Origin of the sequence: Gordonia sp. WA4-43, assembly GCF_020520305.1 — a bacterium.
Classification (GTDB): domain Bacteria; phylum Actinomycetota; class Actinomycetes; order Mycobacteriales; family Mycobacteriaceae; genus Gordonia; species Gordonia hongkongensis.
The window spans coordinates 2,171,686-2,192,051 of record NZ_CP084736.1 but is presented as its reverse complement, the minus strand read 5'-3'; the positions used below and the strand labels follow the sequence as shown (position 1 = coordinate 2,192,051).

At 67.6% G+C, this 20,366-nt stretch carries 20 protein-coding genes; 9 read left to right on the top strand and 11 right to left on the bottom strand.

Annotated elements, in window-relative coordinates; all coding sequences use genetic code 11:
- Positions 1-11 precede the first annotated feature (11 nt).
- The 3 genes from LEL84_RS09785 to LEL84_RS09775 are packed head-to-tail and all read left to right on the top strand — an operon-like array spanning position 12 to position 4,297.
- Positions 12-1,664, top strand: a complete 1,653-nt coding sequence (locus LEL84_RS09785) for an AMP-binding protein (protein ID WP_226513933.1) — start codon at positions 12-14, stop codon at positions 1,662-1,664.
- A 3-nt stretch (positions 1,665-1,667) separates the two neighbouring features.
- Positions 1,668-3,122 carry a wax ester/triacylglycerol synthase domain-containing protein gene (locus LEL84_RS09780; protein ID WP_226513932.1) on the top strand — a complete coding sequence of 485 codons (1,455 nt, stop codon included), beginning with the start codon at positions 1,668-1,670 and terminating at the stop codon, positions 3,120-3,122.
- Positions 3,119-4,297 carry an alpha/beta hydrolase family protein gene (locus LEL84_RS09775; protein ID WP_226513931.1) on the top strand — a complete coding sequence of 393 codons (1,179 nt, stop codon included), beginning with the start codon at positions 3,119-3,121 and terminating at the stop codon, positions 4,295-4,297. Before LEL84_RS09780 ends, LEL84_RS09775 begins: the two co-directional genes overlap by 4 nt.
- Before the next feature lie 250 nt (positions 4,298-4,547).
- On the opposite strand, the gene LEL84_RS09770 is transcribed toward LEL84_RS09775, so the two are convergent.
- The 11 genes from LEL84_RS09770 to LEL84_RS09720 form a co-directional block, all read right to left on the bottom strand.
- Entirely contained in the window at positions 4,548-5,612 is a 1,065-nt protein-coding gene (locus LEL84_RS09770) for an LLM class flavin-dependent oxidoreductase (protein ID WP_068972520.1), read from the bottom strand.
- Positions 5,609-6,643 carry an ABC transporter substrate-binding protein gene (locus tag LEL84_RS09765; protein ID WP_226513930.1) on the bottom strand — a complete coding sequence of 345 codons (1,035 nt, stop codon included), beginning with the start codon at positions 6,641-6,643 and terminating at the stop codon, positions 5,609-5,611. Before LEL84_RS09765 ends, LEL84_RS09770 begins: the two co-directional genes overlap by 4 nt.
- Before the next feature lie 46 nt (positions 6,644-6,689).
- Positions 6,690-7,040 (bottom strand): ferredoxin family protein, encoded by a 351-nt coding sequence (locus LEL84_RS09760; protein WP_058252408.1) that lies wholly within the window; start codon positions 7,038-7,040, stop codon positions 6,690-6,692.
- Positions 7,037-8,659, bottom strand: coding sequence for an FAD-binding protein (locus tag LEL84_RS09755; protein WP_226513929.1), 1,623 nt, complete (start codon positions 8,657-8,659; stop codon positions 7,037-7,039). Before LEL84_RS09755 ends, LEL84_RS09760 begins: the two co-directional genes overlap by 4 nt.
- Positions 8,652-9,425, bottom strand: a complete 774-nt coding sequence (locus tag LEL84_RS09750) for an ABC transporter ATP-binding protein (RefSeq protein ID WP_226513928.1) — start codon at positions 9,423-9,425, stop codon at positions 8,652-8,654. The genes LEL84_RS09755 and LEL84_RS09750 overlap by 8 nt, the downstream gene beginning before the upstream one ends.
- A 5-nt stretch (positions 9,426-9,430) precedes the next feature.
- A complete protein-coding gene (locus tag LEL84_RS09745) occupies positions 9,431-10,306 on the bottom strand; it encodes an ABC transporter permease (RefSeq protein WP_226513927.1) in 876 nt (291 codons plus the stop codon).
- A 124-nt stretch (positions 10,307-10,430) separates the two neighbouring features.
- Complete coding sequence (locus tag LEL84_RS09740; RefSeq protein WP_211538285.1) at positions 10,431-11,759, bottom strand: alpha/beta hydrolase domain-containing protein; 1,329 nt, start codon at positions 11,757-11,759, stop codon at positions 10,431-10,433.
- Positions 11,760-11,767: 8 nt separating this feature from the next.
- On the bottom strand, positions 11,768-12,157 hold the full coding sequence (locus tag LEL84_RS09735) for a carboxymuconolactone decarboxylase family protein (RefSeq protein WP_068972526.1): 390 nt from the start codon (positions 12,155-12,157) through the stop codon (positions 11,768-11,770).
- Positions 12,154-13,035: an NAD(P)-dependent oxidoreductase gene (locus LEL84_RS09730; RefSeq protein ID WP_211538286.1), complete on the bottom strand. Its 882-nt coding sequence runs from the start codon at positions 13,033-13,035 to the stop codon at positions 12,154-12,156. Before LEL84_RS09730 ends, LEL84_RS09735 begins: the two co-directional genes overlap by 4 nt.
- Complete coding sequence (locus LEL84_RS09725; RefSeq protein ID WP_226513926.1) at positions 13,032-13,772, bottom strand: SDR family oxidoreductase; 741 nt, start codon at positions 13,770-13,772, stop codon at positions 13,032-13,034. Before LEL84_RS09725 ends, LEL84_RS09730 begins: the two co-directional genes overlap by 4 nt.
- Before the next feature lie 270 nt (positions 13,773-14,042).
- Positions 14,043-15,509, bottom strand: coding sequence for an aldehyde dehydrogenase (locus LEL84_RS09720; protein WP_211538288.1), 1,467 nt, complete (start codon positions 15,507-15,509; stop codon positions 14,043-14,045).
- A gap of 64 nt (positions 15,510-15,573) precedes the next feature.
- On the opposite strand from LEL84_RS09720, the gene LEL84_RS09715 reads away from it, so the two are divergent.
- The 6 genes from LEL84_RS09715 to LEL84_RS09690 are packed head-to-tail and all read left to right on the top strand — an operon-like array spanning position 15,574 to position 20,366.
- Positions 15,574-16,155: a TetR/AcrR family transcriptional regulator gene (locus tag LEL84_RS09715; protein WP_033206302.1), complete on the top strand. Its 582-nt coding sequence runs from the start codon at positions 15,574-15,576 to the stop codon at positions 16,153-16,155.
- On the top strand, positions 16,155-17,399 hold the full coding sequence (locus LEL84_RS09710; protein WP_226513925.1) for a cytochrome P450: 1,245 nt from the start codon (positions 16,155-16,157) through the stop codon (positions 17,397-17,399). The genes LEL84_RS09715 and LEL84_RS09710 overlap by 1 nt, the downstream gene beginning before the upstream one ends.
- On the top strand, positions 17,399-18,211 hold the full coding sequence (locus LEL84_RS09705) for an SDR family oxidoreductase (protein ID WP_226513924.1): 813 nt from the start codon (positions 17,399-17,401) through the stop codon (positions 18,209-18,211). The genes LEL84_RS09710 and LEL84_RS09705 overlap by 1 nt, the downstream gene beginning before the upstream one ends.
- A complete protein-coding gene (locus LEL84_RS09700) occupies positions 18,208-19,575 on the top strand; it encodes a cytochrome P450 (RefSeq protein WP_226513923.1) in 1,368 nt (455 codons plus the stop codon). Before LEL84_RS09705 ends, LEL84_RS09700 begins: the two co-directional genes overlap by 4 nt.
- Complete coding sequence (locus LEL84_RS09695) at positions 19,575-19,766, top strand: ferredoxin (protein WP_058252397.1); 192 nt, start codon at positions 19,575-19,577, stop codon at positions 19,764-19,766. Before LEL84_RS09700 ends, LEL84_RS09695 begins: the two co-directional genes overlap by 1 nt.
- A gap of 54 nt (positions 19,767-19,820) precedes the next feature.
- Entirely contained in the window at positions 19,821-20,366 is a 546-nt protein-coding gene (locus LEL84_RS09690; protein ID WP_078114131.1) for a hypothetical protein, read from the top strand.

The window sequence follows — 20,366 nt, the reverse complement described above, 5'->3', positions numbered from 1 at the left end:
AGGAGACGACGATGATCTCGCAACTCCGCGATCGCGTCACCACGCAGATGTGGCTCGTTCGCACCCTCGTCCGCAGCGGCTTTCTCGGTTCGCTCCGGGTCGATCGCTATGTCCGCATGGGGCTCAACCTCCGTCGGCACGGCGGCGCCTCGCCGGTGAGCGGGATCGGCCTCGCCGCGGCGCGCGATCCCGACGGACTCGCCCTCATCGACGAGGCAGGACAACTCACCTGGCGCGAGCTCGATGCCCGCTGTGACGCGCTCGCCGTCGGTCTGCGCGATCTTCCCGGCACGGCGGTCGGTACCGTCGCCATCCTCTGCCGCAACCACCGAGGTCTCATCGAGGCGCTCGCCGCGACGTCCCGGCTCGGTGCCGACGCGGTACTCCTCAACACCGGGTTCGCCGGACCCCAGCTCGCCGACGTCCTCGAACGTGAACAGGCAGACGTGCTCATCGCCGACGACGAGTTCGACACCGTCGTCGAGGCTGCGACGCAACGACTTCCGGATCTCCGGCGCGTCCGGGCATGGACGGAGTACCAGTCAACGCGGGGTGTCACCGTCAACGGACTGATCGACGCGAATCGCGGCGCGCGACCCGCGCGGCCCCAACGTGCCGGCCGGATCGTGTTGCTGACCTCGGGAACCACCGGAACGCCGAAGGGTGCGCGCCGAGGCGGAAGTACCGACGTGGCGTCCCTCGCCGCGATGCTGGACCGGATTCCCTGGCGCGCAGGCGAGTCCATCGTCATCGCGGCCCCGGTCTTCCACGCATGGGGTTTCGGGCAGGTGGCCATCGCGGCGACGATGACGTGCACGATGATCATGCGCCGTCGCTTCGATCCCGTGGCGACGCTCGACATGGTCCGCGACCACGGGGCCACCGGCCTCGCCGTGGTTCCGGTGATGCTCGAACGCATCACGGACCTCCCCGACGACGTCCTCGACGACCGCCCGATGCCGACGCTGCGCTTCGCCACCGCGAGCGGATCGCGGATGCGCTCCGATGCTCTCGTCGCATTCCTGGACCGGTACGGCGACGTGGTCTACAACAGCTACAACGCCACCGAGGCGGGTCTCATCACCACCGCCACCCCAACCGATCTGCGCACCGCGCCGGAGACCGCCGGGCGGCCGCTCGCCGGTACGAGTGTTCGCATCCTCGACGACGACGACCGCGAGGTCCCCGTCGGCGAGGTCGGGCGCATCGTGGTCGCGAACAACTCCGGGTTCGACGGTTACACCAGCTCGGACACCAAGGCATTCAGCGACGGACACATGGTGTCGGGCGATGTCGGCCGCTTCGACGAGAACGGGCTGCTGTTCGTCGTCGGCCGCGACGACGAGATGATCGTCTCCGGCGGGGAGAACGTGTATCCCCTCGAGGTCGAGTTGGTCATCGGGGCTCTCGACGAGGTGGTCGAGGTCGCGGTGACCGGGGTCGACGACGACAGGTTCGGCCAGCGTCTCGTCGCCCATGTGGTGCGAGCACCGGAGGCCCAGATCGGCGAAGAGGACATCCAGCGGCACGTGCGAGAACAGCTCGCCGGGTTCAAGGTCCCCCGCGACGTCCACTTCCTCGACGAACTGCCGCGCAATGCCACCGGCAAGATCCTCAAACGCGAACTCCCGTCCGCCCCGTCGACCGAACGAAAGGTGAGCTGAATCATGCACGCTGTCAAGCAGATCGACCGCTCCGCCGAAGTTCTGGACGCCGAACGGATGTCCGGTCCCGACGCGCTGATGCTGAACATGGAATCGGCGTCGACCCCGATGCACACACTGAAGGTCGCGGTGCTCGACACCTCCCGTCGTGGCCGGCCCCTCGATCTCACCGAGATCGCCGACGTCCTGCCCGACTACCTCGGCATGTTCCCGCGCGCGACCCAGCGGCTCGCGTGGGCGCGCGGACACGGCGCCCGCCCCTTCTGGGTGCACGACAACGACTTCGACGTGCGCCGGCACCTGGACGAGCGTTCCGCCGCCGCACCGGGGGGACGTGCCGAGCTGGACGCGATCCTGTCCGAGCTCGCCGTCCGGCAACTCGATCGGAGTCGGCCGCTCTGGGGACTGACCCTCGTGCACGGTCTCGCCGGTGGGCGGCAGGCGGTCGTCGTCCGCGTCCATCACGCCGTCGCCGACGGTCTCGCCGCACTCAACACGTTCATGGCCGCGACCGCCGGTCCGGATGAGCGGGTCGAGCAGGCGCCGATCGGCGCGACCCGCATCGAGCACGACGACGAGCTCACGCGCGCAGCGCGTTCGGAATCCTGGCGTATGGTTCGTCGCCTGCCGTCGGCAGCGTCGGCACTGGCGCGTGCGGTTGTCGCGAAACGCCGGGCCGGCGATGCCGAACTCATCCCGAAACCCCTGACGGTCCGTCGGACGAGTTTCAACGCCCGCAGCGGCGCCGAACGCGTGTGTGCGTCCGGCGACATCCCGCTCGCCGCCGTCCAGCGACTCGCGCTGGCCACCGGAACCACCGTGAACGGGGCTCTGCACGGTGTCATCGCCGGTGCGATCCGGGCGGAACTCATCGCCCGCGGCGAGGAGCCGGGAGTGTCGGTCTCGATCTTCGGGGTATGCAAGGACCTGGCCTCCACCCGTGTGCACGGCAACGAGATCGCCACCGCGATGGCCTATCTCAGGTCGGATCTGGCCGACCCGATCGAGCGGATCGCGGCCACCGGTGAGAGCTGCGCGGCGACCGTGCGATGCCGGCGCCAGGTCGGCTTCGACCTGACCGACGCGCTGGCCACCTACACCGGACGGCTCGGCCCGACCTTCCGCGGTCTGGCCGCGAATCGCGCACCGCTGGTGATGAACAACATCACCACCGCCAACATGCCGGGTCCGCGCACCACGCGGTGGGTCGGGGACATCGAGGTCGTCGACTGGATCTCGTTCGCGCTGGCCATCGCACCCGCCGACGTCAACCTCACCACCTACAGCTACGCCGGCAGGCTCAGCATGGGCCTCATCGCGACACCGGAGTCGATGCCCGACCCCGCCGGCTTCTTGCGGCGGGTGGCCGACGCGGTCGCCGAGGCCGCCGATGCGCTCGGACGGACGACCGCCGACGAGGACGAGAACAGTACCGCGATGGCGCAGGAGGCGAGTTGATCGACTGGGAGTCGGGAGCAGCACGACTGGGGTTGTTCGCGAAAGTGCTGCCCCGTGCGATCGGCAGTTCGCGTGCGGCCGGCCGCGGAGATCCCGCGACGGGCGTCCCGCCGGCGGACTGCGGTCCGCGGATGGTCGGGGAGACCGCCGTCGACGAGCTGTTCATCGCGGTCAACTCGGTGATCCGGGACATCCCGCCGATCGACTTCGTGGAAGACTGCGTCGACCGATGTGTCGGTGTCGCAGATGAACTGGCTGCCCTCGGTCCGTCGCGAGTCCACCTCGACCCCGGCCCACCCGGCATCGTCTCCCGCAACCGGAAGACCTTCGGGACCACCTCGTTCGATCACATCGACTACTCGGTGGCGGTGCCGCTCCCGGAATCGATCGCCGCGGCCGACCCCTACGCCGACGGGATCGCCTCGGTGCGGGTGCTGTCACGACGACGCGCCGGTCGCCGCTGGTTGATCTGGGTCCATGGGGCGGCTCAGGGTCGGGCCGACGATCTCTACGCGTTCCGCGCGGCCAACCTGTACAACAAGCTCGGTTACGACGTGGTCTTCCCCGTCCTGCCCGCCCACGGTTCCCGGCGAGTCGAGAAGGTGGCCTATCCGGGGTTCGACCCATTGGTCAACACTGTCATCACCATCCGGGCGATTGCCGAGATCCGCTCGCTCATCACGTGGATCGAGAGTCAGGAACCCGCCGACATCGCTATCGCGGGCACGTCGCTCGGCGGACCGATCGCCGCGATGGTCGCCTCGATGGACCCCCGTATCAGCTCGGTGTTAGCCGTCGTGCCGATGCTGGAGATGCATGCCACCCTGGCTCATCACATGGAGCGCGGCGGGTCCAAGGGGCGCCATCTCGCGTCGTTGATGCGGAGCGAGCCGGTTCGTGCGGTCTCGTCGGTCATCAACCCACTGTCCGTGGAGCCGGTTCCGACACCAGAACGCCGCATGGTGGTCGCGGCGCTCAACGACCGCGTGACCTCCGTGACCGCCGCCCAGCAGCTACACAATCACTGGGGTGGGAAAGTCCACTGGTACTCCGGTAGCCATGTCGGACATGCCATCTCGGGCAGCATCCGACAGGCCACCGACGAATTCCTCCGCGCCGCCCCGCCCCCGGCCCCGCGGTCCGACAGCGAACCGGGCCTGCGGTCGCTGATGTGAGGCAGCGCTGACCTCTTCTGCTCCCTTATCCGAAAGAACGCCCTGCCCCCTGCTCCCTGAGGAGCGCCCGGAGCTTGCGGAGGGCGCGTCACGAAGGGTCTTCGCAACCCGACTCACCAGGACCCTTCGTGACGGCCTCCGCAAGCGCCGGCCTCCTCAGGGAGCAGTAGTTGGGCTCGCACCCAGAGAGCGGGGTGGGTTCGCTTCGTTCGCACCTCAGGGGGCGGGGTGGGTTCGCTGCGCTCGCACGTCAGGGAGCCGCGACAACCGCTCCCAGACGTTCGTGCACGCGGGGGATCACCTCCGCCGCAAAGCGTTCCATGTCGGCCTCGAAGGGTTGGAACTGCAGCATGAACGTCTCGATCCCGGCCCGATGGAAGTCCGCGATGCGGTCGGCCACCTCGTCGTAGGACCCGACGAGGCCGGCTGCGGTACCGCCGTTCGTGCCGATCGCGGGGTAGCGCGCGAACGTCTGGAACATCACCGCTTTCTCGTCGGCGCCACCGGCGATGTTCGTCAGGACGGGTTGATCGAGTTCGTTCAGCTTCCAGTGGTGATCGAGCTCGCGCTGAGCGGATTCGGCGTCGTCACGGGCGATCACGAAGGCCGACAGTCCGTAACGGACCGGCGAACCGGTCCGTTCGCGCCGGCCGACATCGGCGATGAGTTCGCGAACCCGCTCGATCGGCTGGCCGTTGATGAACCACACGTCGCCCTGCGTCGCCACGAGATCGCGAGCCTGATCTGACTCGCCGCCGACGTAGATCTCCGGACGTGACCGGAAACGTCCGGTGGGGTTGATCTGATAGTCGTCGATCGAGAAGTACCGTCCCTCGTGCGAGACTCTCTCCCCGCTGAGCAACCTACGGACGATGGTCAGCCATTCGACGCCGTACCCGTAGCGGTCGTCGTGCTCGGGGAATGCGATCCCGGCCTTCTCGAGCTCTGGACGGAACCACGCGTTGACGACGTTCAGAGACAGTCGACCACCCGAGATCTCTTCGATGTTGGCGGCCTGTTTGGCCAGCACCACCGGATGAAACAGCAGCGGCTTGATGGCGGCGATCAGTTCGATCGTTGACGTCGACGCCGCGAGAGCGGCTGCCGAGGTCCATGTCTCGAGCTGATCCCATTCCGACGAGAACGGGTTGATCACGTGCTGGGCGATCAGCGTGCTGTGATACCCGAGTTCCTCCGCGCGTCGAACCAGTGCGAGATTGCGTTCCCAGGATGCGTCGACCGGGTCGTCGGGATGGTGTGCCGACGCCCAGGTGCCGTACACATTGGTCCACACCCCGAACCGGGGCCCGGTCACGAGTTCGCTCCCGTCGCTGGACGCTGCAACCAGGAGTCGAGTTCGAAGTCTTCTTCGATGCTGCCCTGCTCGACCAGGAATGCCTTGGTGCCGGTGAGCAATTCGACGGCGCGGGCCGGGAACGGCTCCTCAGAGTAGCCCTCGGGGTTGGCGGCGGCACGGACGGCGGCTTCGGGTGCCTTGGAGTTGCCGAGCTCGAACTGGAGGTACTCCTCCCAGTTCGCCTTCGCGTAGCGGACCGACGACGCGTGCAATTGCTGCCACGTCGCGGCGAAGTCCGGGTTCTTCTCCACGAACTGGTCACTGCTGACCGTCACGCTGGTGCCGGCCAGATCGGGATGGTCCCGGTAGACCGAGTCGACCAGGTGAAATCCCTTGCCTTCGAAGGTCTGCAGCGCCACCGACGGGATGACGCCGGGCAGCGCCGCTCCGTCGATCTCACCGGAGTTCAACGGTGCCTCCTGATCGGCCGGATACAGGTGGATCAGGTTGGCGGTGATGCCCTGTTCGGCCAGTGCGCCTTGCAGATAGCGGTCGATGTAGGACCCCTTCGGCACACCGATGTTCTTGCCCGCCAGGTCGGCCAGCGAGCGGATCGACGGGTCTTTGGCCACCACGCCGGCATCGTTGTCGAACTGGTTGATCGACAGCAGGCGGGTTTGTAGTCCCGAGCCGCGGGCGACGAGGGCGGGGGTGTCACCGTAGCTCGCGACGTCGAGGCGTCCGCCGATGAGAGCCTGGTTGAGATCGGGTCCGTTCGGGAAGTTGAAGACCTCGACGTTGTTGACACCGAGCGGGGCGAAGGCCTCGAGGAGTTCCCCGCGACTGTGGGCGAAGCCGACCGGACCGGCGATCACGTTGCTCGAGCCGATGACGCCGATCCGGAGTGTGTCGATGACCTCGCGCTGCGTAGACGACGCGTCGTCGGAACCGCACGCGGCCACCGCTGCGATTGCCACGCCCGCCGACAAGAGGGCGAGGGCGCGTCTGATCCGGCGCAGCGGTGATCCGAAAGATGATGTGGTGGGCATGATTTCTCTGTTCTGGCGATCTGAAGGGATGAACGGGGTGAGCCGGTCAGTCGGCGTGTTGCTCGACGAGCCGGGGTGGCGGGTCTCCATGCGGGATCGGGGGCCCGACCGCGGTGAGGCTTCCTGGTGCGCGCCCCTTGCCCCAGCCGAGCCGCTCCCGGTAGCTGCCGATCAGCTCGAGCGGCAACGATTCTCGGGTGCCGAGTGGGGACGACTCCGGGCTGACGTAGAGAGCGTCGGTGGGGCAGTACGCCTCGCACATGAAGCAGGTCTGGCAGTCGGACTGCCGTGCGATGACCGGTACGCCGTCGGGTCCGGTGTCGAAGACGTTGGTGGGACAGGCATTCACGCATTTGTCGCAGGCGATACACGCCGACGCGACGACGAGCTCGATCACGCGGGAATCCTGACGGCGAGCCGAGGCGCCGGGTCTGGCCGGCGGACAGCCGATCCGGGCGCAGCGACCCAGACATCGCCGAGTCCGCCGGTGCGGACGTGGTCGCCCAGTGCCGGGTCGAGCTCGGGGTGGTCGGCGCGCTTGCTCATCCCGCGGGATTCGGTGCGGGCGAGCGCGGATCGGTAGATCCACCGTCCGACGGCGGTGATCGCCGCCGCCTCCCGCGCGCGCACGCGCCCGGCCGGCGTGCGCGCGCCGTAGGCCGGCCCGGAGATTTCGTCCCACAGCGAGTCCAGGGCGTTCAGCGCCGGTGCCATACGGTCGCCGTGACGCAGGTAGTTCTTCTCGAAGGGGATCAGTTCGCCCTGTGCGGCGGTCACCACCTCGTCGGGTGTGATCCCGCTCCGGGCGGAGTCCAATCCGACGGTGCCGGCGCCCGAGAGCCGATCGAGTGGGGATGCCCCGCCCGCGTCGCGGGCCGCTCGTGCCGCGGCAGCGCCTGCGAAACTGCCCGACGACATCGCCCAGGCGGAGTTGTGGCTGCCGCCGCCGGTGAAGCCACCGCAGATCCGCTCGCGGGTGGCGGCGTCGCCGGCCGCGTAGAGACCCGGGACGCCGGTCCAGCAGTCCGCGTCGACGATGTCGATACCACCGGTTCCGCGAACGGTGCCCTCGGCGAGGAGATCGACCTCGAACCGGTCGGTGAACGGGTTGATGCCCCGGCGGTCGAACTGGAGGAAGAAGTTGGGTTGACCCTGGCGCATCTGTGCCGCCACCCGCTCATCGGCCCGGTCCAGCTGTGCGTAGACCTTCTCCTGCAGCAGAGTCCGTGCGATCACCGACCGCCCCTTCGTCGATCCCGCACCCTCGACGATGCGTCCGTCGGCGTGGAAGAAGGTGGCGTAGCCGTAGTACGCGGTCTTGGTCACCGTGGAGCCCTTCGGCACGATCGCGTACGCGTTGGCGAACTCCATCCCCGAGAACGAGGCACCCACCTCCGCCGCCATCAGTGCGCCGTCGCCGGTGTCGACGTTGCTGCCCAGTGCCTTGGACAGGAACGCACATCCGCCCGTCGCCACGACGACGGCGCCGGCCGAGATCCGGAAGTCCCGGCCGGTCTGCCGCTGGTATCCGGCGGCGCCCCGCACAGCGCCCTGGCTGTCGGTGAGGAGTTGCAGGACAGGGGAGTGATCGAGGATCTGTACACCGCGGCGCCGGACCCACGCGCGCATGCGACGCATGTACTCCGGGCCCTGGACACCGGTGCGGATGGGCTCCCCGGTGTGCTCGTCGATCGGGAACGGGTAGCGACCCTCGGTGCCCAGCCGGTGCATGTTCGCGTAGGTCCTGTCGAGAACCCGGTCCATCCAGGCGTGGTCCGCGAGATACCCACCGAGCGCTTCGCGACTCGCCTTCGCCGCCGAGCGCTTGTCCGGGTCCGGGACGACGTACCAGACCCCGGTCCCGGCCGGGGCCGTCGTACCCGACGAGCCGCAGTAACCCTTGTCCACGATGATCACCTCGGCTCCGGCGTCGCGAGCGTGGATGGCGGCCCAGGTCGCGGCGGGACCACCGCCGATCACCAGCACGTCCGTGGACAGGGTCAGTACGTCAGACATGGGTGAACTCCCGGGGTGTCGTTGTCGGTGTCGTTGTGGGGCCGGTGGATTCGGCGTCGGTTCCGCCGACGCCGAGCCCGGCGAGCAGTTGTGAACGGAGGGCGACGAATTCGGGATCGGTGACCTGGCGTGGGCGAGGTAGATCCACGACGATCTCCTGTGCAATCCGGCCGGCCCGCAGGATCAGCGCGCGATCCGCGAGGAGAAGGGCTTCCTCGACGTCGTGCGTCACCAGCAGTGTTGCCGGACGGTGCGCTTCCCACAACCGGGCCACCAGGCGTTGGGCATTGATCCGGGTCAGGGCGTCGAGCGCGCCGAACGGTTCGTCGAGCAACAGCAGGTCGGGCTCCCGGACGAGTGCGCGTGCCAGCGCGGTGCGCTGGGCCTCGCCACCCGAGAGCGTGGACGGCCAGGCGCCGGACTTGGCCGCCAGCCCCACCTCGTCGAGTGCGCGGAGCGCGCGGGCCTCGGTGTCACCGCCGCGCAGCCCGAGCGCGACGTTGCGCCACACCGACATCCAGGGCATGAGTCGGTGCTCCTGGAACACGATCGCCTTGGCCGAGGGTGCCTCGATCGTGCCGGTGAAACCGCGGTCGAGCCCGCCGATCCCCCGGAGAAGGGTGCTCTTCCCGGAACCACTTGCTCCGAGCAGCGCGACGAACTCGCCCCGGGCGATGGTCAGATCCACGCGGTCGAGAACCCGCCGGCCGTCGAACTCGCGCCCGGCCCCGAGGACGCGGACACCGTCGATTCGATCTGCGGACATTCCACTCACCTACCTTCGAATCCGTTGCGCCACGACAGGAACCGACGCTCGAGTATTCGCACGCCGATGTCGGTGAGCAGTCCGAGTACCGCGTAGATCACCAGGACCAGGAAGATCTGATCGGTGCGTAGGTACTCCTTGGCGTCGTTCATCAGGAAGCCCAGACCGACCGGGGTGGTCTGCATCTCCGCGACGACCAGGACAAGCCAACCGATGCCGAGCGCCTGTCGTAGCCCGACGAAGATCTGCGGTAGTGCGCCCGGCAGGACCACGTATCGCACGAGTTCGAAACGCGTCAGCTCCAGCGATTCGGCGGCTTCGATGAGCTTCTGGTCCACGCCCCGGATGCCGGCGAGGAAGTTGAGATAGATGGGGAAGATCGGGGCGACGATGATCAGGGCGATCTTGAACGAGTCGCCGATCCCGAACCAGATGATGAAGACCGGGACGAGGGCCACGGCGGGCATCATCCGCAGCACCTGGACCGGTGCGTTGACCAGGTCTTCGGCGACCTTGAAGAGGCCGGCGGCCGCGCCGAGCACCGCGCCGATGGCGATCCCGAGCGCCAGTCCGATCGCGACGCGCCGCCCCGACGCGGCCAGATGGGTCCAGAGTTCACCGGTGCTGATCAGTTCCCAGCCCGCCTCGACCACCTCGGTGGGCGCGGGGGTGGTCGCGCCGAGCCATCCCCGCGCGCCGAGCTGCCAGATGACGACGACCAGGATCAGGCCGATGGACTGACGGAGCGTGCGTGTGGCGGCGTGACGGGAGAGCCGTCGCCGACGTACTCGGGCCGCCGGGCCGCCGGACGGCACGTCGACGGGCCCGGCCGCGGACGGGGCGGGGGCGACACCGACGGGTGTCGTGAGTTCTAGAGTCATCGAAATCCGCCTGGGAGAGGGCTGGCAGGACTTCTGGGACGCTACTGAGAACTCGACTCCACCGGCACCGTTGGGGTCATGGTGATTTTCAAACCGCCGCGCGCCGAGACGAATCGGCGGACGGTCAGTTCGGGATCAGGTCCGGATTGGCGTCGGCGAGCAGCTCGTCACGGTCCTCGGCGAGGACGAATCCGCCGGCGATGGCGGCGTCAGCAGCGTTCCGGTAGTGCTTCTCGTATTCGTCGCGCGTTCCGTACCGGGCCGCCAACGCGTCGGCGGGGACCGGGAATGTCGTGCCGAACAGCAGGCAGATGCGGGAGACGGGGTCGGCGACGATTCCGCTGAGGACCTGGGTCGGTGCGTCGACGCACGGCGTCCGGACCCCGCCCCGGACGTTGCCGATGTCGTCCAGCTCGAACACGGGGTCGGCGCCGTCGATGTCCCGGAGGGCCAGCGGGTCGGCTGCCGGCGGCGGATCGCCACCGTCGGCCCAGGATCGCAGGTGCCGCAACGCAGCCCGCAGGACGAAACGCTGCTGACCCCGGTTGACGGGGTCGGGGCAGCCGAGGAACTCCTCGAAGTCGCCGACCTGGTGCAGGTCGGCGTGGGACGTGCCCGCCATTTCCCACACGCGTAACCGGTCGGAATCCGGTTGCCGCGCAGTGTGATAACGGAAGTTGGTCAGGACGTCGGTCTCGGTCTGCACCACGAACACCGGTGCGTCGAGGTCGGTGCGGATCGTGGTGGGCTCGCGCCCGAAGACTGTCGCCACGTCGATGGCCGAACCGACCTCGCCTGCGGGCAACCCGGCGGCCGCGCGGCTGTGGATGAGGTATCCGTCGAACGGCGCCGCATCCGGGCCGATGGCGTTCACGTAGGTCGTCAGGGCCATCGCCGACTGTGATTCGCCGATCGCGAGCACGGTGGCGACCGTCAGGCCCGCGAGGGGATGGTCGGCCCCAGCGGTGTCCCGGGCGGCGCGTCCGATCGAGCTGAAGATGTCGTAGCAGTAGGCGTCGCCCGGATGGTGGAGTCCGGCATACCGTTCCGGGTCCTTGGCGGCGAGACTCTGCGGCGCACCGGTCGCGACGCCGACCGAGCCCGTGCCGCCCTCCACTCCGACGAACTGGGCCGAGACCCCGATCCAGGCGTGCCCGGAACGGACCAGTTCAGCAGCCACATAGGAGTATTCGGGGGCGGCGTCGGCGCCACTGCTGACGTTCAGCCACTCGACGACAACGCAGCCGCTGAACGTCGCGGGCTCCGCTGGGCGTCGGACGACGACCCGGGTCGTGAACTCGGCGGCGGATGCGGGCGGGTCCCCGACGATCTTCTCGGCCACCCCCGACGCCGCGTACTCGATGTCGGTGTATCCGGCCGCGGCGAGGTCGGGGAGGGGAGAGGCGCTGAGCAACGAACACCCGTCGCCGCCCTGTAGGACTCGAAACCGCATAAGTCGACTCACTTCTTCTTCCGGTGCTGCTTGATCACCTCACCGAACATGAAGTGCATCTTGGTGCCCTGCGGCCAGCCTACGTAGTAGCAGAGGAAGAGGCTGATCTCCTCGAGCTGCTCTGGGGTGAGCTCTCCGTTCCCGAGTGCGGCACCGGCCTGGATCTCGGCGACGTCGATGTTGTTGCTCGCGGCGAGCGCGCCGAGCAGGAGCAGCCGGCGGTCACGGTTGGACAGACCCTCCCGGGCCCAGACGTTGCCGAACACCTGGTCGGCGGTGTGCGCGAAGTAGTCGCCCGGACCGTCGCTCACCTCCCAGCCGTAGACCTCCGACATCTTGGCGAGGCCGCGCCTGCGCGCCTCGTCGGGTGCGTCGTCGGAGATGTGGGAACGGGTCATGCTGGTTCTCCTTCGAGGTGGGGGACACCGAGCCCGGTGGCCAGGTTCTGCAGCGCGAGCTGCCCGAGGGGCAGGTCGACGCCGAGTTCCTCACCGAGTGCGAGTGCGAGCGTCAGGTCCTTCTCGCCCAGGGTACGGACGCCGGTGAGGATTCCGTACCAGGGATCGTCGCGCTCGACGGGAGCGGTGGTGTCGCGCAACATGATCGCCCCGGCCCCACCGGTCACGGCGTCGGAGTGCCGGACCACCTTGCCGAGCTTGGTGATGTCGATGCCGGCCGCCTCGGCCAGTCGCGCGGCCTCGGTGGTCGCGGTGAACGAGATGAAGTGGAGGAGGTTGCGCGCCAACTTCATCCGGGTACCCGCGCCGACCTCGGGCCCCGCGTGGACCAGCATGTCGGCGGTGAGCGCGAACGGTTCCTTCAGCTTCTCGTACGCGTCCCGCGGTCCACCGACCATGATCGCGAGACGGCCCGACGCCGCACCCATCGCACCGCCGGAGATCGCTGCGTCGAGCAGTGTCACCTCGCGCGCCGCGCACAGATCCGCCAGTTCGACGGCGGTCTCCGGCGCGATCGTCGAGTGGACGGTGATGACGGTGCCCGGGCGAGCTGCCGACAGCAGGCCGTCCGGACCCGCGACCACGGTTCGGACCTGCGCGTCGTCGAGCACGCAGATGCCGATGATGTCGGCCGACGCGGCGAGATCGGCGAGCGATTCCGCAGCGGTGGCGCCTTTCTCGACGACCTTCGCGACGGCGTCGGACGACAGGTCGAACACCGTCAGCCCACCCGCCCAGGCGGCCAGGCTCCCGGCCATCGGCCCACCGATGTTGCCGAGTCCGACATACCCCAGACGGATGGGGGACGACTCGCTCATGAGCGGATGACCTGGCCGCCGTCGACGTTGAAGATCTGCCCGGTGATCCACCCGGCCTCGTCGGACAGCAGGAACAGGCACATTCCGACGAGATCCTCGGGAGTGCCGAAACGCTTCAGCGGCAGCCGGTTCACGATGTCGGCGACCATCTCCTTGGGCGTCGTGCTCCGGGTCGCCTCGGTGTCGATGGGTCCCGGGGCGATCGCATTGACGCGGATGTTCTGCCCGCCGAGTTCGGTGGCGAGCTGCTGGGTCAGGCCGTTGACGCCGACCTTGGCCAGCCCGTAGAAGCCGCTGTACAGCCATGCGGCGGTCGAGGACTGGTTGACGATGGCGCCGCCGCCGTTGGTCATGTGCGGGTAGACCGCCCGGGTCACGTTGAGCGCACCGTCGAGGTTCACGCTCATGAACTTCTTGTAATAGTCCCAGGGCACGGTGATGAGGAAGTCGAGTTTCATCCCGCCGTAGATCGCGGCGTTGTTCACCAGACCGTCGATCGAACCGTAGGCTTCGACGGTGGCGGTGGCGAGCGCCTTCGCCGAATCCTCATCCGCGACATCGGTGCTGACGTACAGTCCGCCGATGTCGGCCGCGACCTGCTTGCCCTTCTCGTCGGCGAGGTCGGCGACCACGACGTTCGCGCCCTCCGCGGCGAGGGCACGCGCATAGGCCTCGCCGATCCCACCGGCGGCGCCGGTGACGATGATGGTCTTGTTCTCGAAACGCTTAGAACTCATTGTCCTGCTTTCTGTGTGGATGATGTGCTGGCCCTTCGTGGCTCGCTTCGCTCGCACCTCAGGGGGCGGGGGCAACGGCTCGGTTTGTCGCACCTCAGGGGGCGGTCGAATCTGCTCCCTGAGGTGCGAGGAGCGATAGCGCGAGGCTTCTGCTCCCTGAGGTGCGAGGAGCGATAGCGCGAGGCTTCTGCTCCCTGAGGTGCGAGGAGCGATAGCGCGAGGCTTTTGCTCCCTGAGGTGCGAGGAGCGATAGCGACGAGCCTCGAAGGGTCACGCCGGGCGGGCGACGGCCTTGGTCTCCAGGTACTCCTCGAAACCGGCGACACCCATCTCGCGGCCGATGCCCGACTGTTTGAAACCGCCGAACGGGACGTCGGCGGAATACCAGATGCCGCCGTTGACGCCCATCGTCCCGGTACGAACTCCGTTGACGACCTTGTTGATCCGGTCCTCATCGGTCCCGTAGACCATGCCCGACAACCCGTACGGCGAGTCGTTGGCGATGCGGATCGCGTCGTCGTCTCCGTCGTGGGGGATGATCACGAGCACCGGGCCGAAGATCTCTTCCTGCGCCACTCGCGCCGAGTTGTCCAGACCCGAGATCAGGGTCGGTTCGACGAAGAATCCGGCGGGCCTGTCGGCGGGACGGCCGCCGCCGATCTCGATGGTGCCGCCCTCGCTGGTGGCGAGTTCGATGTAGGACTCGATGCGCTGGCGCTGCCGGGCCGAGATGACCGGTCCGCAGATGGTGCCGCCGTCGGTCGGGTCCCCGGCGGGCAGGCCGGCCATCGCGTCGCGGGTGGCGGTGATCGCCTCATCGAGGCTGCCGCGCGGCACCACGAGACGCGTCGTGATCGCGCACCCCTGGCCGGCATGGGTGACGACGTTGAACGCGGCCATGGCGCAGGCGGATCCGATGTCGGCGTCGTCGAGGACGATGAAGGCCGACTTGCCGCCAAGCTCCAGGAACACCTTCTTCAGCGACTCGGAGGCGGCCGCCATCACCTTCTTGCCCGTCGCGGTGGAGCCGGTGAACGAGACCAGGTCGACGCGAGGGTCGGTGCTGAGCTGGGCGCCGAGCTGATGGTCGGTCGAGGTGACGATGTTGAGGACGCCCGGCGGGAAGTCCGTCTCCTCGGCGACCACCTTGCCGACGAGCGCCGCACACCACGGGGTGTCGGGTGCGGGCTTGAGCACCACGGTGCATCCGGCGGCAAGAGCGGGGCCGATCTTGGCGAAGTTGATCTGGTGCGGGAAGTTCCACGGGGTGATCGCGCCGACGACACCCACGGCCTCCGAGCGCAGTTCGCGGTGGTTCTTGAGGCCCATGGGTTTGGCGGTGCCGAGGTCGCGGGTCCATTCATAGCTCTCGGCGAGGTCGGCGAAGTAGCCCAGATCGGTGACCGGTCCCTCGAACTGCGGGCCGTGGGTGAGGAACGACGGGCACCCGACCTCGGCGATGGTGAGCTCGCGGAGCTCGTCGCCGTGGGCGAGCAGTGCGTCGCGCAGCTGACGCAGGCAGCGAGCGCGGAAGGCGTGATCGCGCGACCAGTCGGTGGTGTCGAAGGCGGTGCGCGCCGCCGCGATGGCGGCATCCATGTCGGCCGCGGTGGCGTCGGCCGCCTGCCCGATGACCTCCTCGGTCGCGGGATTGACGACGTCGAAGACGCCACCGCTCCCGGGGGTGAGCTTGCCGTCGATCAACAGATCCGACGCGGATTCGGGGCGAAGAGGCATGAGCTGGAACTCCATCTGGACAGGTGTCTGGACTCGCGTTCAAACCTAGTGTAGCGTGGCTCACATGTCCAGCCCCGTGTCTCAGGAATCCACCCGCCGCAGGCTGACCCAGCAGCAGGCGGAGACGGTCACACGCCTCACCGATGCCGCGGTCGACGTGCTGAACGCCGAGGGTTTCGACGGTCTGACCGTGCGGTCGGTGGCCAAGATCGCCGGGGTCGCGCCGGCTACCGCCTACACCTACTTCTCGTCGAAGAGTCACCTCGTCGCCGAGGTGTTCTGGCGTCGCCTCTCGGCCGGGGTGCTCGAACCGGATCCCGGTGCACCGCGGAGTGAGCGCGTCGCGCAGGTGCTCCGCGAGGTCGCGCTGGTCGTGGCCGGCGAGGGGCAGCTGGGTGGCGCGGTCACGGTGGCCCTGCTGGGCAGTGACCCTGACGTCGAACACCTGCGCGTGCGGATCGGCGCATTCATCCGGCGTCGTCTCGCCGCCGCCCTCGAAGAGGACCCGGAGAACCCGGGCCCGCTGCTCGACGCCCTGGAGATGATCTACTCCGGCGGCCTGGTCTACGCCGGTATGGGGCACATGACCTACGAGCAGACCTCCGAACGTCTTGTCGCAGCCGCACATCTACTGATGGAGAAGTGATGACCGAAACGACGGCGGTGTCGGGGATGGAGCGCGAGCTCCCCTTCGACCCGTATGCCTATGGTTTCCACGAGGATCCCTACCCGACCTATTCCCGTCTCCGCGCGGAGGCGCCGGTCTACTACCACGGCGGGATGAACTTCTGGGCGCTTGCCGGGCACGCCGACGTCCGTGCCGCATTCCGTGACACACAACGACTCTCGAACAGCTGGGGCGTGTCGATGGACCCCTCGGCGTACGGTCCCGACGCGCACAAGTCGATGTCGTTCCTCGCCATGGACGACCCCAAGCACATGCGTATCCGCAAACTCGTCTCCAAGGGCTTCACGCCTCGCCGCGTCAACGAACTCACCGGCCGGATCACCGCCCTCACCCATCAGCATTGGAGCAGATGTCTCGACAAGGGCGAGTTCGACTTCGTGCACGACTTCGCCGCCCTGCTCCCGATGGACGTCGTGTCCGAACTGCTGGGAGTGCCCGAAGCCGATCGCACCCGGCTGCGCCACCAGTCCGACCTGCTGTTGCATCGCGAGGACGGCGACCTCGACCTTCCCGAGGCGGCGGTGTACGCGTACATCGAACTGCACAAGTACTATTCGGAGCTCATCGCCGACCGTCGCAAGAACCCCGGCGAGGATCTGGTCTCGGCCCTCATCGCGGCCGAGATCGACGACGACGAGACCGGTGAGAAGACGAAGCTCACCGAGGACGAGATCGTCGGGTTCATGGTTCTGATGGTGGTGGCGGGCAACGAGACCACCACCAAACTGCTTGCCAACGCCCTGTATTGGGGCTGGCGCAATCCGGACGAGCTCGCCAAGGTCTTCGCCGACCCGGAAGTCGTCGTCCCGGACTGGACCGAGGAGACGTTGCGCTACGACAACTCGACGCAGATCGTCGTGCGGCGGGTGATCGAGGATGCCCCTTATGGCGACTTCGTGATCCCGGCGGGCGACCGTGTACTCCTGCTCGTCGGTTCGGCGAACCGCGACGTCGAGGTGTTCGGCGCCGACGCCGACCGGTACGAGATCGGCCGCGACTGCGCCCAGTCCCTGATGAGTTTCGGCCTGGGCGCCCACTTCTGCCTCGGGGCGCACCTCGCGCGCCTCGAGGCCAACATCGGCCTGACCGAGGTGATCAAGTCGATCCGGGCAGTGGAGATCGATGCCGACAAGGCGGTACGGGTCCACTCGGTAAACGTGCGCGGCTTCGCCGAGCTCCCGGTGAAGGTGACGGTGCGCTGATGGCTTTCCGTCCCCATCCCGAGCGCCGACCGGTCCTCGTCGCGGGCGCGTCGTCGGGAATCGGCGCCGCCACGGCCGAATTCCTCTCCGCCGCGGGCCATCCCGTCGCCCTGGCCGCCCGCCGGGTGGAGAAGCTACAGGAACTCGCCGACAAGATCACGGCCGCCGGCGGCGAAGCCGTCGCGGTACCGTTGGACGTCACCGACGAGCAATCGGTGTTGGATTGCGTGGCGAAGGCCGAGGCGGCGCTGGGGCCGCTGGAGATCGTCGTCGCCGGCGCCGGTGATCTCGCAGTCGGTCTCTCCTACGAGACCGGCACCGATCATTTCGCCGATCAGATCAACATCCACCTCACCGGCGCGTACCGTATCTACCGCGCCGTGATCGGCGGCATGATCGACCGTGCGCGAGGCGATTTCGTGTTCATCGGGTCCGATGTCGCCATCCACCCCCGGCCGTGGTCGTCGGCCTACGTCGCCGCGAAGTCCGGTATCGACGGACTGGTCGCGACCATCCAGCTCGAACTCGAGGGGACCGGTGTGCGGGCCGGGGTCGTCCGTCCCGGACAGACCCTCACGGGCATGGGGATGAACCTCGACCCGAAGACGACCGAGAACATGCTCAACGACTGGATCACACACGGTCTGGCCCGCCACGGCAATTTCCTCTCGCCCGAACACATCGCGCAGGCGGTCGCGGCCATGGTGACCATGCCGCGCGGAGCGCACATGCGGTCGGTCGAGGTGGAGGCCGAAGGCGCGGTCAGCGACAAGAAACGACAGGCAGTACAGGAGAAGGGGACGGATGGATGACCGCCATCACCGAATCAGGCCTGAAACAACCGAATCGCGTCTCGGGTGGCGAGGGCGAACACGGACATCTCGACGAACTCGCCACCGACCCGATCTCGCTGTTCTGGCGCGTCCGTGAGGAATGCGGTGACGTCGGCATGTTCCAGCTCGCCGACCGCGAGGTGGTGCTCGTCTCGGGATCGGCGGCGAGCGAGGAGTTCTTCCGCGCGCCCGAAGAGGACCTGGACCAGGCGGCCGCATACCCGTTCATGACACCGGTGTTCGGTGAGGGCGTCGTGTTCGACACGAGTCCCGAGGAACGGTCGAAGGCGATCCACAACTCGGCGCTCAAGGGCGCGCACATGAAGCAGCACGCGGTGACCATCCCCAACGAGGTCGAGCGGATCATCGCCGACTGGGGGGACGAGGGAGAGATCGACCTCCTCGACTTCTTCGCCGAGCTGACCCTCTACACGTCGTCGTCGTGTCTCATCGGACGGAAGTTCCGGGAACGGCTCAGCGGACACATCGCCCATCTCTTCCACGACCTGGAAAAGGGCACGGACCCGATCGCCTACGTGGATTACAAGGCCGACATCGAGAGCTTCCGCAAGCGTGACGAGGCCCGGGCAGAACTGGTCGAGTTCATCCAGGGCGTGATGGACGAGCGGATTGCGAACCCGACCGAGGACAAGGAAGATCGCGACCTGATGGACGTCCTCGTCCAGGTCGGCTTCGACGCCAACACCATCACCGGCATGTTCATCTCGATGATGTTCGCGGGCCACCACACGACGTCGGGCACCGCCGCGTGGACCCTCATCGAACTGCTGCGCAACCCCGACTACATGCGACGCGTGTACGAGGAGCTCGACGAGATCTACGGCGAGACCCCGCCCGGCGAGCGCCCGGAATACACCTTTGCGCACACCCGTCAGATGCCGCAGCTCGAGAACGCGCTCAAAGAAGCGCTGCGGCTGCACCCGCCGCTCATCATCCTCATGCGCGTGGTGCAGAACGACTTTCACGTCGAGGAATTCGAGGTGAAGGCCGGGCAGTCGATCGCCGTCTCGCCGGCGATCTCCAACCGGCTGCCCGAGGACTTCCCCGAGGCGGACACCTTCGACCCCGACCGTTACGACAAACCGCGGCAGGAGGATCTGGTCAATCGCTGGACCTGGATCCCCTTCGGTGCCGGTCGTCACCGTTGCGTCGGCGCGCAATTCGCGATCATGCAACTGAAGGCCATCTTCTCGGTGCTCTTCCAGAACTACGAGTTCGAGATGTTGCAGCCGCCGGAGAGCTACCGCAACGACCACTCGAAGATGGTCGTCCAGCTGCAGCAACCCTGCCGCGTCGCCTACCGCAAGCGTCAGGACGCGTGATGCGCGTCGAGGTGGACCTGGACCTCTGCCAGGGACATGGGATGTGTGAGCTCGAGGCGCCCGAGGTCTTCGCCGCGCACACCGATCATGTGGAGATCCTCGACGCGACCCCCGACGAATCCCAGCGCGCCGAGGTCGAGGCCGGCGTGCACTACTGCCCGACTCAGGCCCTTCGGATCATCGAGGACTGAGCTCCGACCACGTCGCCCACGCAAGACCCGAACGATCGAATAAAGGTGGAACACATGTCTTTTGACCGTGCCGAACTCGACGAGATGAAGGAGCGGTGGCTCGCCGCCAACATCGAGGCCGAAAAGGCGGGGGACTGGAAGCCCCTGGCCGATTTCTACACCGAGGATGCCACCTACGGGTGGAACTATGGCCCCAACAAGGATTTCATGGCCGTCGGCCGCGAGGAGATCCGCGAGCTCGCCCTCGGACAGGAGATGGAGGGTCTGCAGGGGTGGGAGTACCCGTACCAGGCCTGGGTCATCGATGACCAGACCGGCGACATGATCGGACTGTGGAAGCAGATCTACGAGGGCACACGCGACGACGGCAGCCACTACGCCCTCGAGGGCATCCAGGGTAGCTGGTTCAAGTACGGGGGAAACTTCCAGTTCCGTTGGCAGCGTGACTTCTTCGACTACGGCAACGTCTCGGCGCTCTTCATCGAGATGATGAAGAACAACGCGATGAGCGAGCCGATGCTCAAGCGTGTGGAGAAGTCGGCGCCGGGAAATCTGCCGGGTTGGTACGACTTCGGCAAGGCTCCGGTCGCGTTCTGGTGA

Coding starts and splice junctions, on each gene's coding strand:
- LEL84_RS09785 (WP_226513933.1), top strand. CDS start 12: ATGATCTCGCAACTCCGCGATCGCGTCACCACGCAGATGTGGCTCGTT.
- LEL84_RS09780 (WP_226513932.1), top strand. CDS start 1,668: ATGCACGCTGTCAAGCAGATCGACCGCTCCGCCGAAGTTCTGGACGCC.
- LEL84_RS09765 (WP_226513930.1), bottom strand. CDS start 6,643: ATGCCCACCACATCATCTTTCGGATCACCGCTGCGCCGGATCAGACGC.
- LEL84_RS09755 (WP_226513929.1), bottom strand. CDS start 8,659: ATGTCTGACGTACTGACCCTGTCCACGGACGTGCTGGTGATCGGCGGT.
- LEL84_RS09750 (WP_226513928.1), bottom strand. CDS start 9,425: ATGTCCGCAGATCGAATCGACGGTGTCCGCGTCCTCGGGGCCGGGCGC.
- LEL84_RS09745 (WP_226513927.1), bottom strand. CDS start 10,306: ATGACTCTAGAACTCACGACACCCGTCGGTGTCGCCCCCGCCCCGTCC.
- LEL84_RS09740 (WP_211538285.1), bottom strand. CDS start 11,759: ATGCGGTTTCGAGTCCTACAGGGCGGCGACGGGTGTTCGTTGCTCAGC.
- LEL84_RS09735 (WP_068972526.1), bottom strand. CDS start 12,157: ATGACCCGTTCCCACATCTCCGACGACGCACCCGACGAGGCGCGCAGG.
- LEL84_RS09730 (WP_211538286.1), bottom strand. CDS start 13,035: ATGAGCGAGTCGTCCCCCATCCGTCTGGGGTATGTCGGACTCGGCAAC.
- LEL84_RS09725 (WP_226513926.1), bottom strand. CDS start 13,772: ATGAGTTCTAAGCGTTTCGAGAACAAGACCATCATCGTCACCGGCGCC.
- LEL84_RS09720 (WP_211538288.1), bottom strand. CDS start 15,509: ATGCCTCTTCGCCCCGAATCCGCGTCGGATCTGTTGATCGACGGCAAG.
- LEL84_RS09715 (WP_033206302.1), top strand. CDS start 15,574: ATGTCCAGCCCCGTGTCTCAGGAATCCACCCGCCGCAGGCTGACCCAG.
- LEL84_RS09710 (WP_226513925.1), top strand. CDS start 16,155: ATGACCGAAACGACGGCGGTGTCGGGGATGGAGCGCGAGCTCCCCTTC.
- LEL84_RS09705 (WP_226513924.1), top strand. CDS start 17,399: ATGGCTTTCCGTCCCCATCCCGAGCGCCGACCGGTCCTCGTCGCGGGC.
- LEL84_RS09700 (WP_226513923.1), top strand. CDS start 18,208: ATGACCGCCATCACCGAATCAGGCCTGAAACAACCGAATCGCGTCTCG.
- LEL84_RS09695 (WP_058252397.1), top strand. CDS start 19,575: ATGCGCGTCGAGGTGGACCTGGACCTCTGCCAGGGACATGGGATGTGT.
- LEL84_RS09690 (WP_078114131.1), top strand. CDS start 19,821: ATGTCTTTTGACCGTGCCGAACTCGACGAGATGAAGGAGCGGTGGCTC.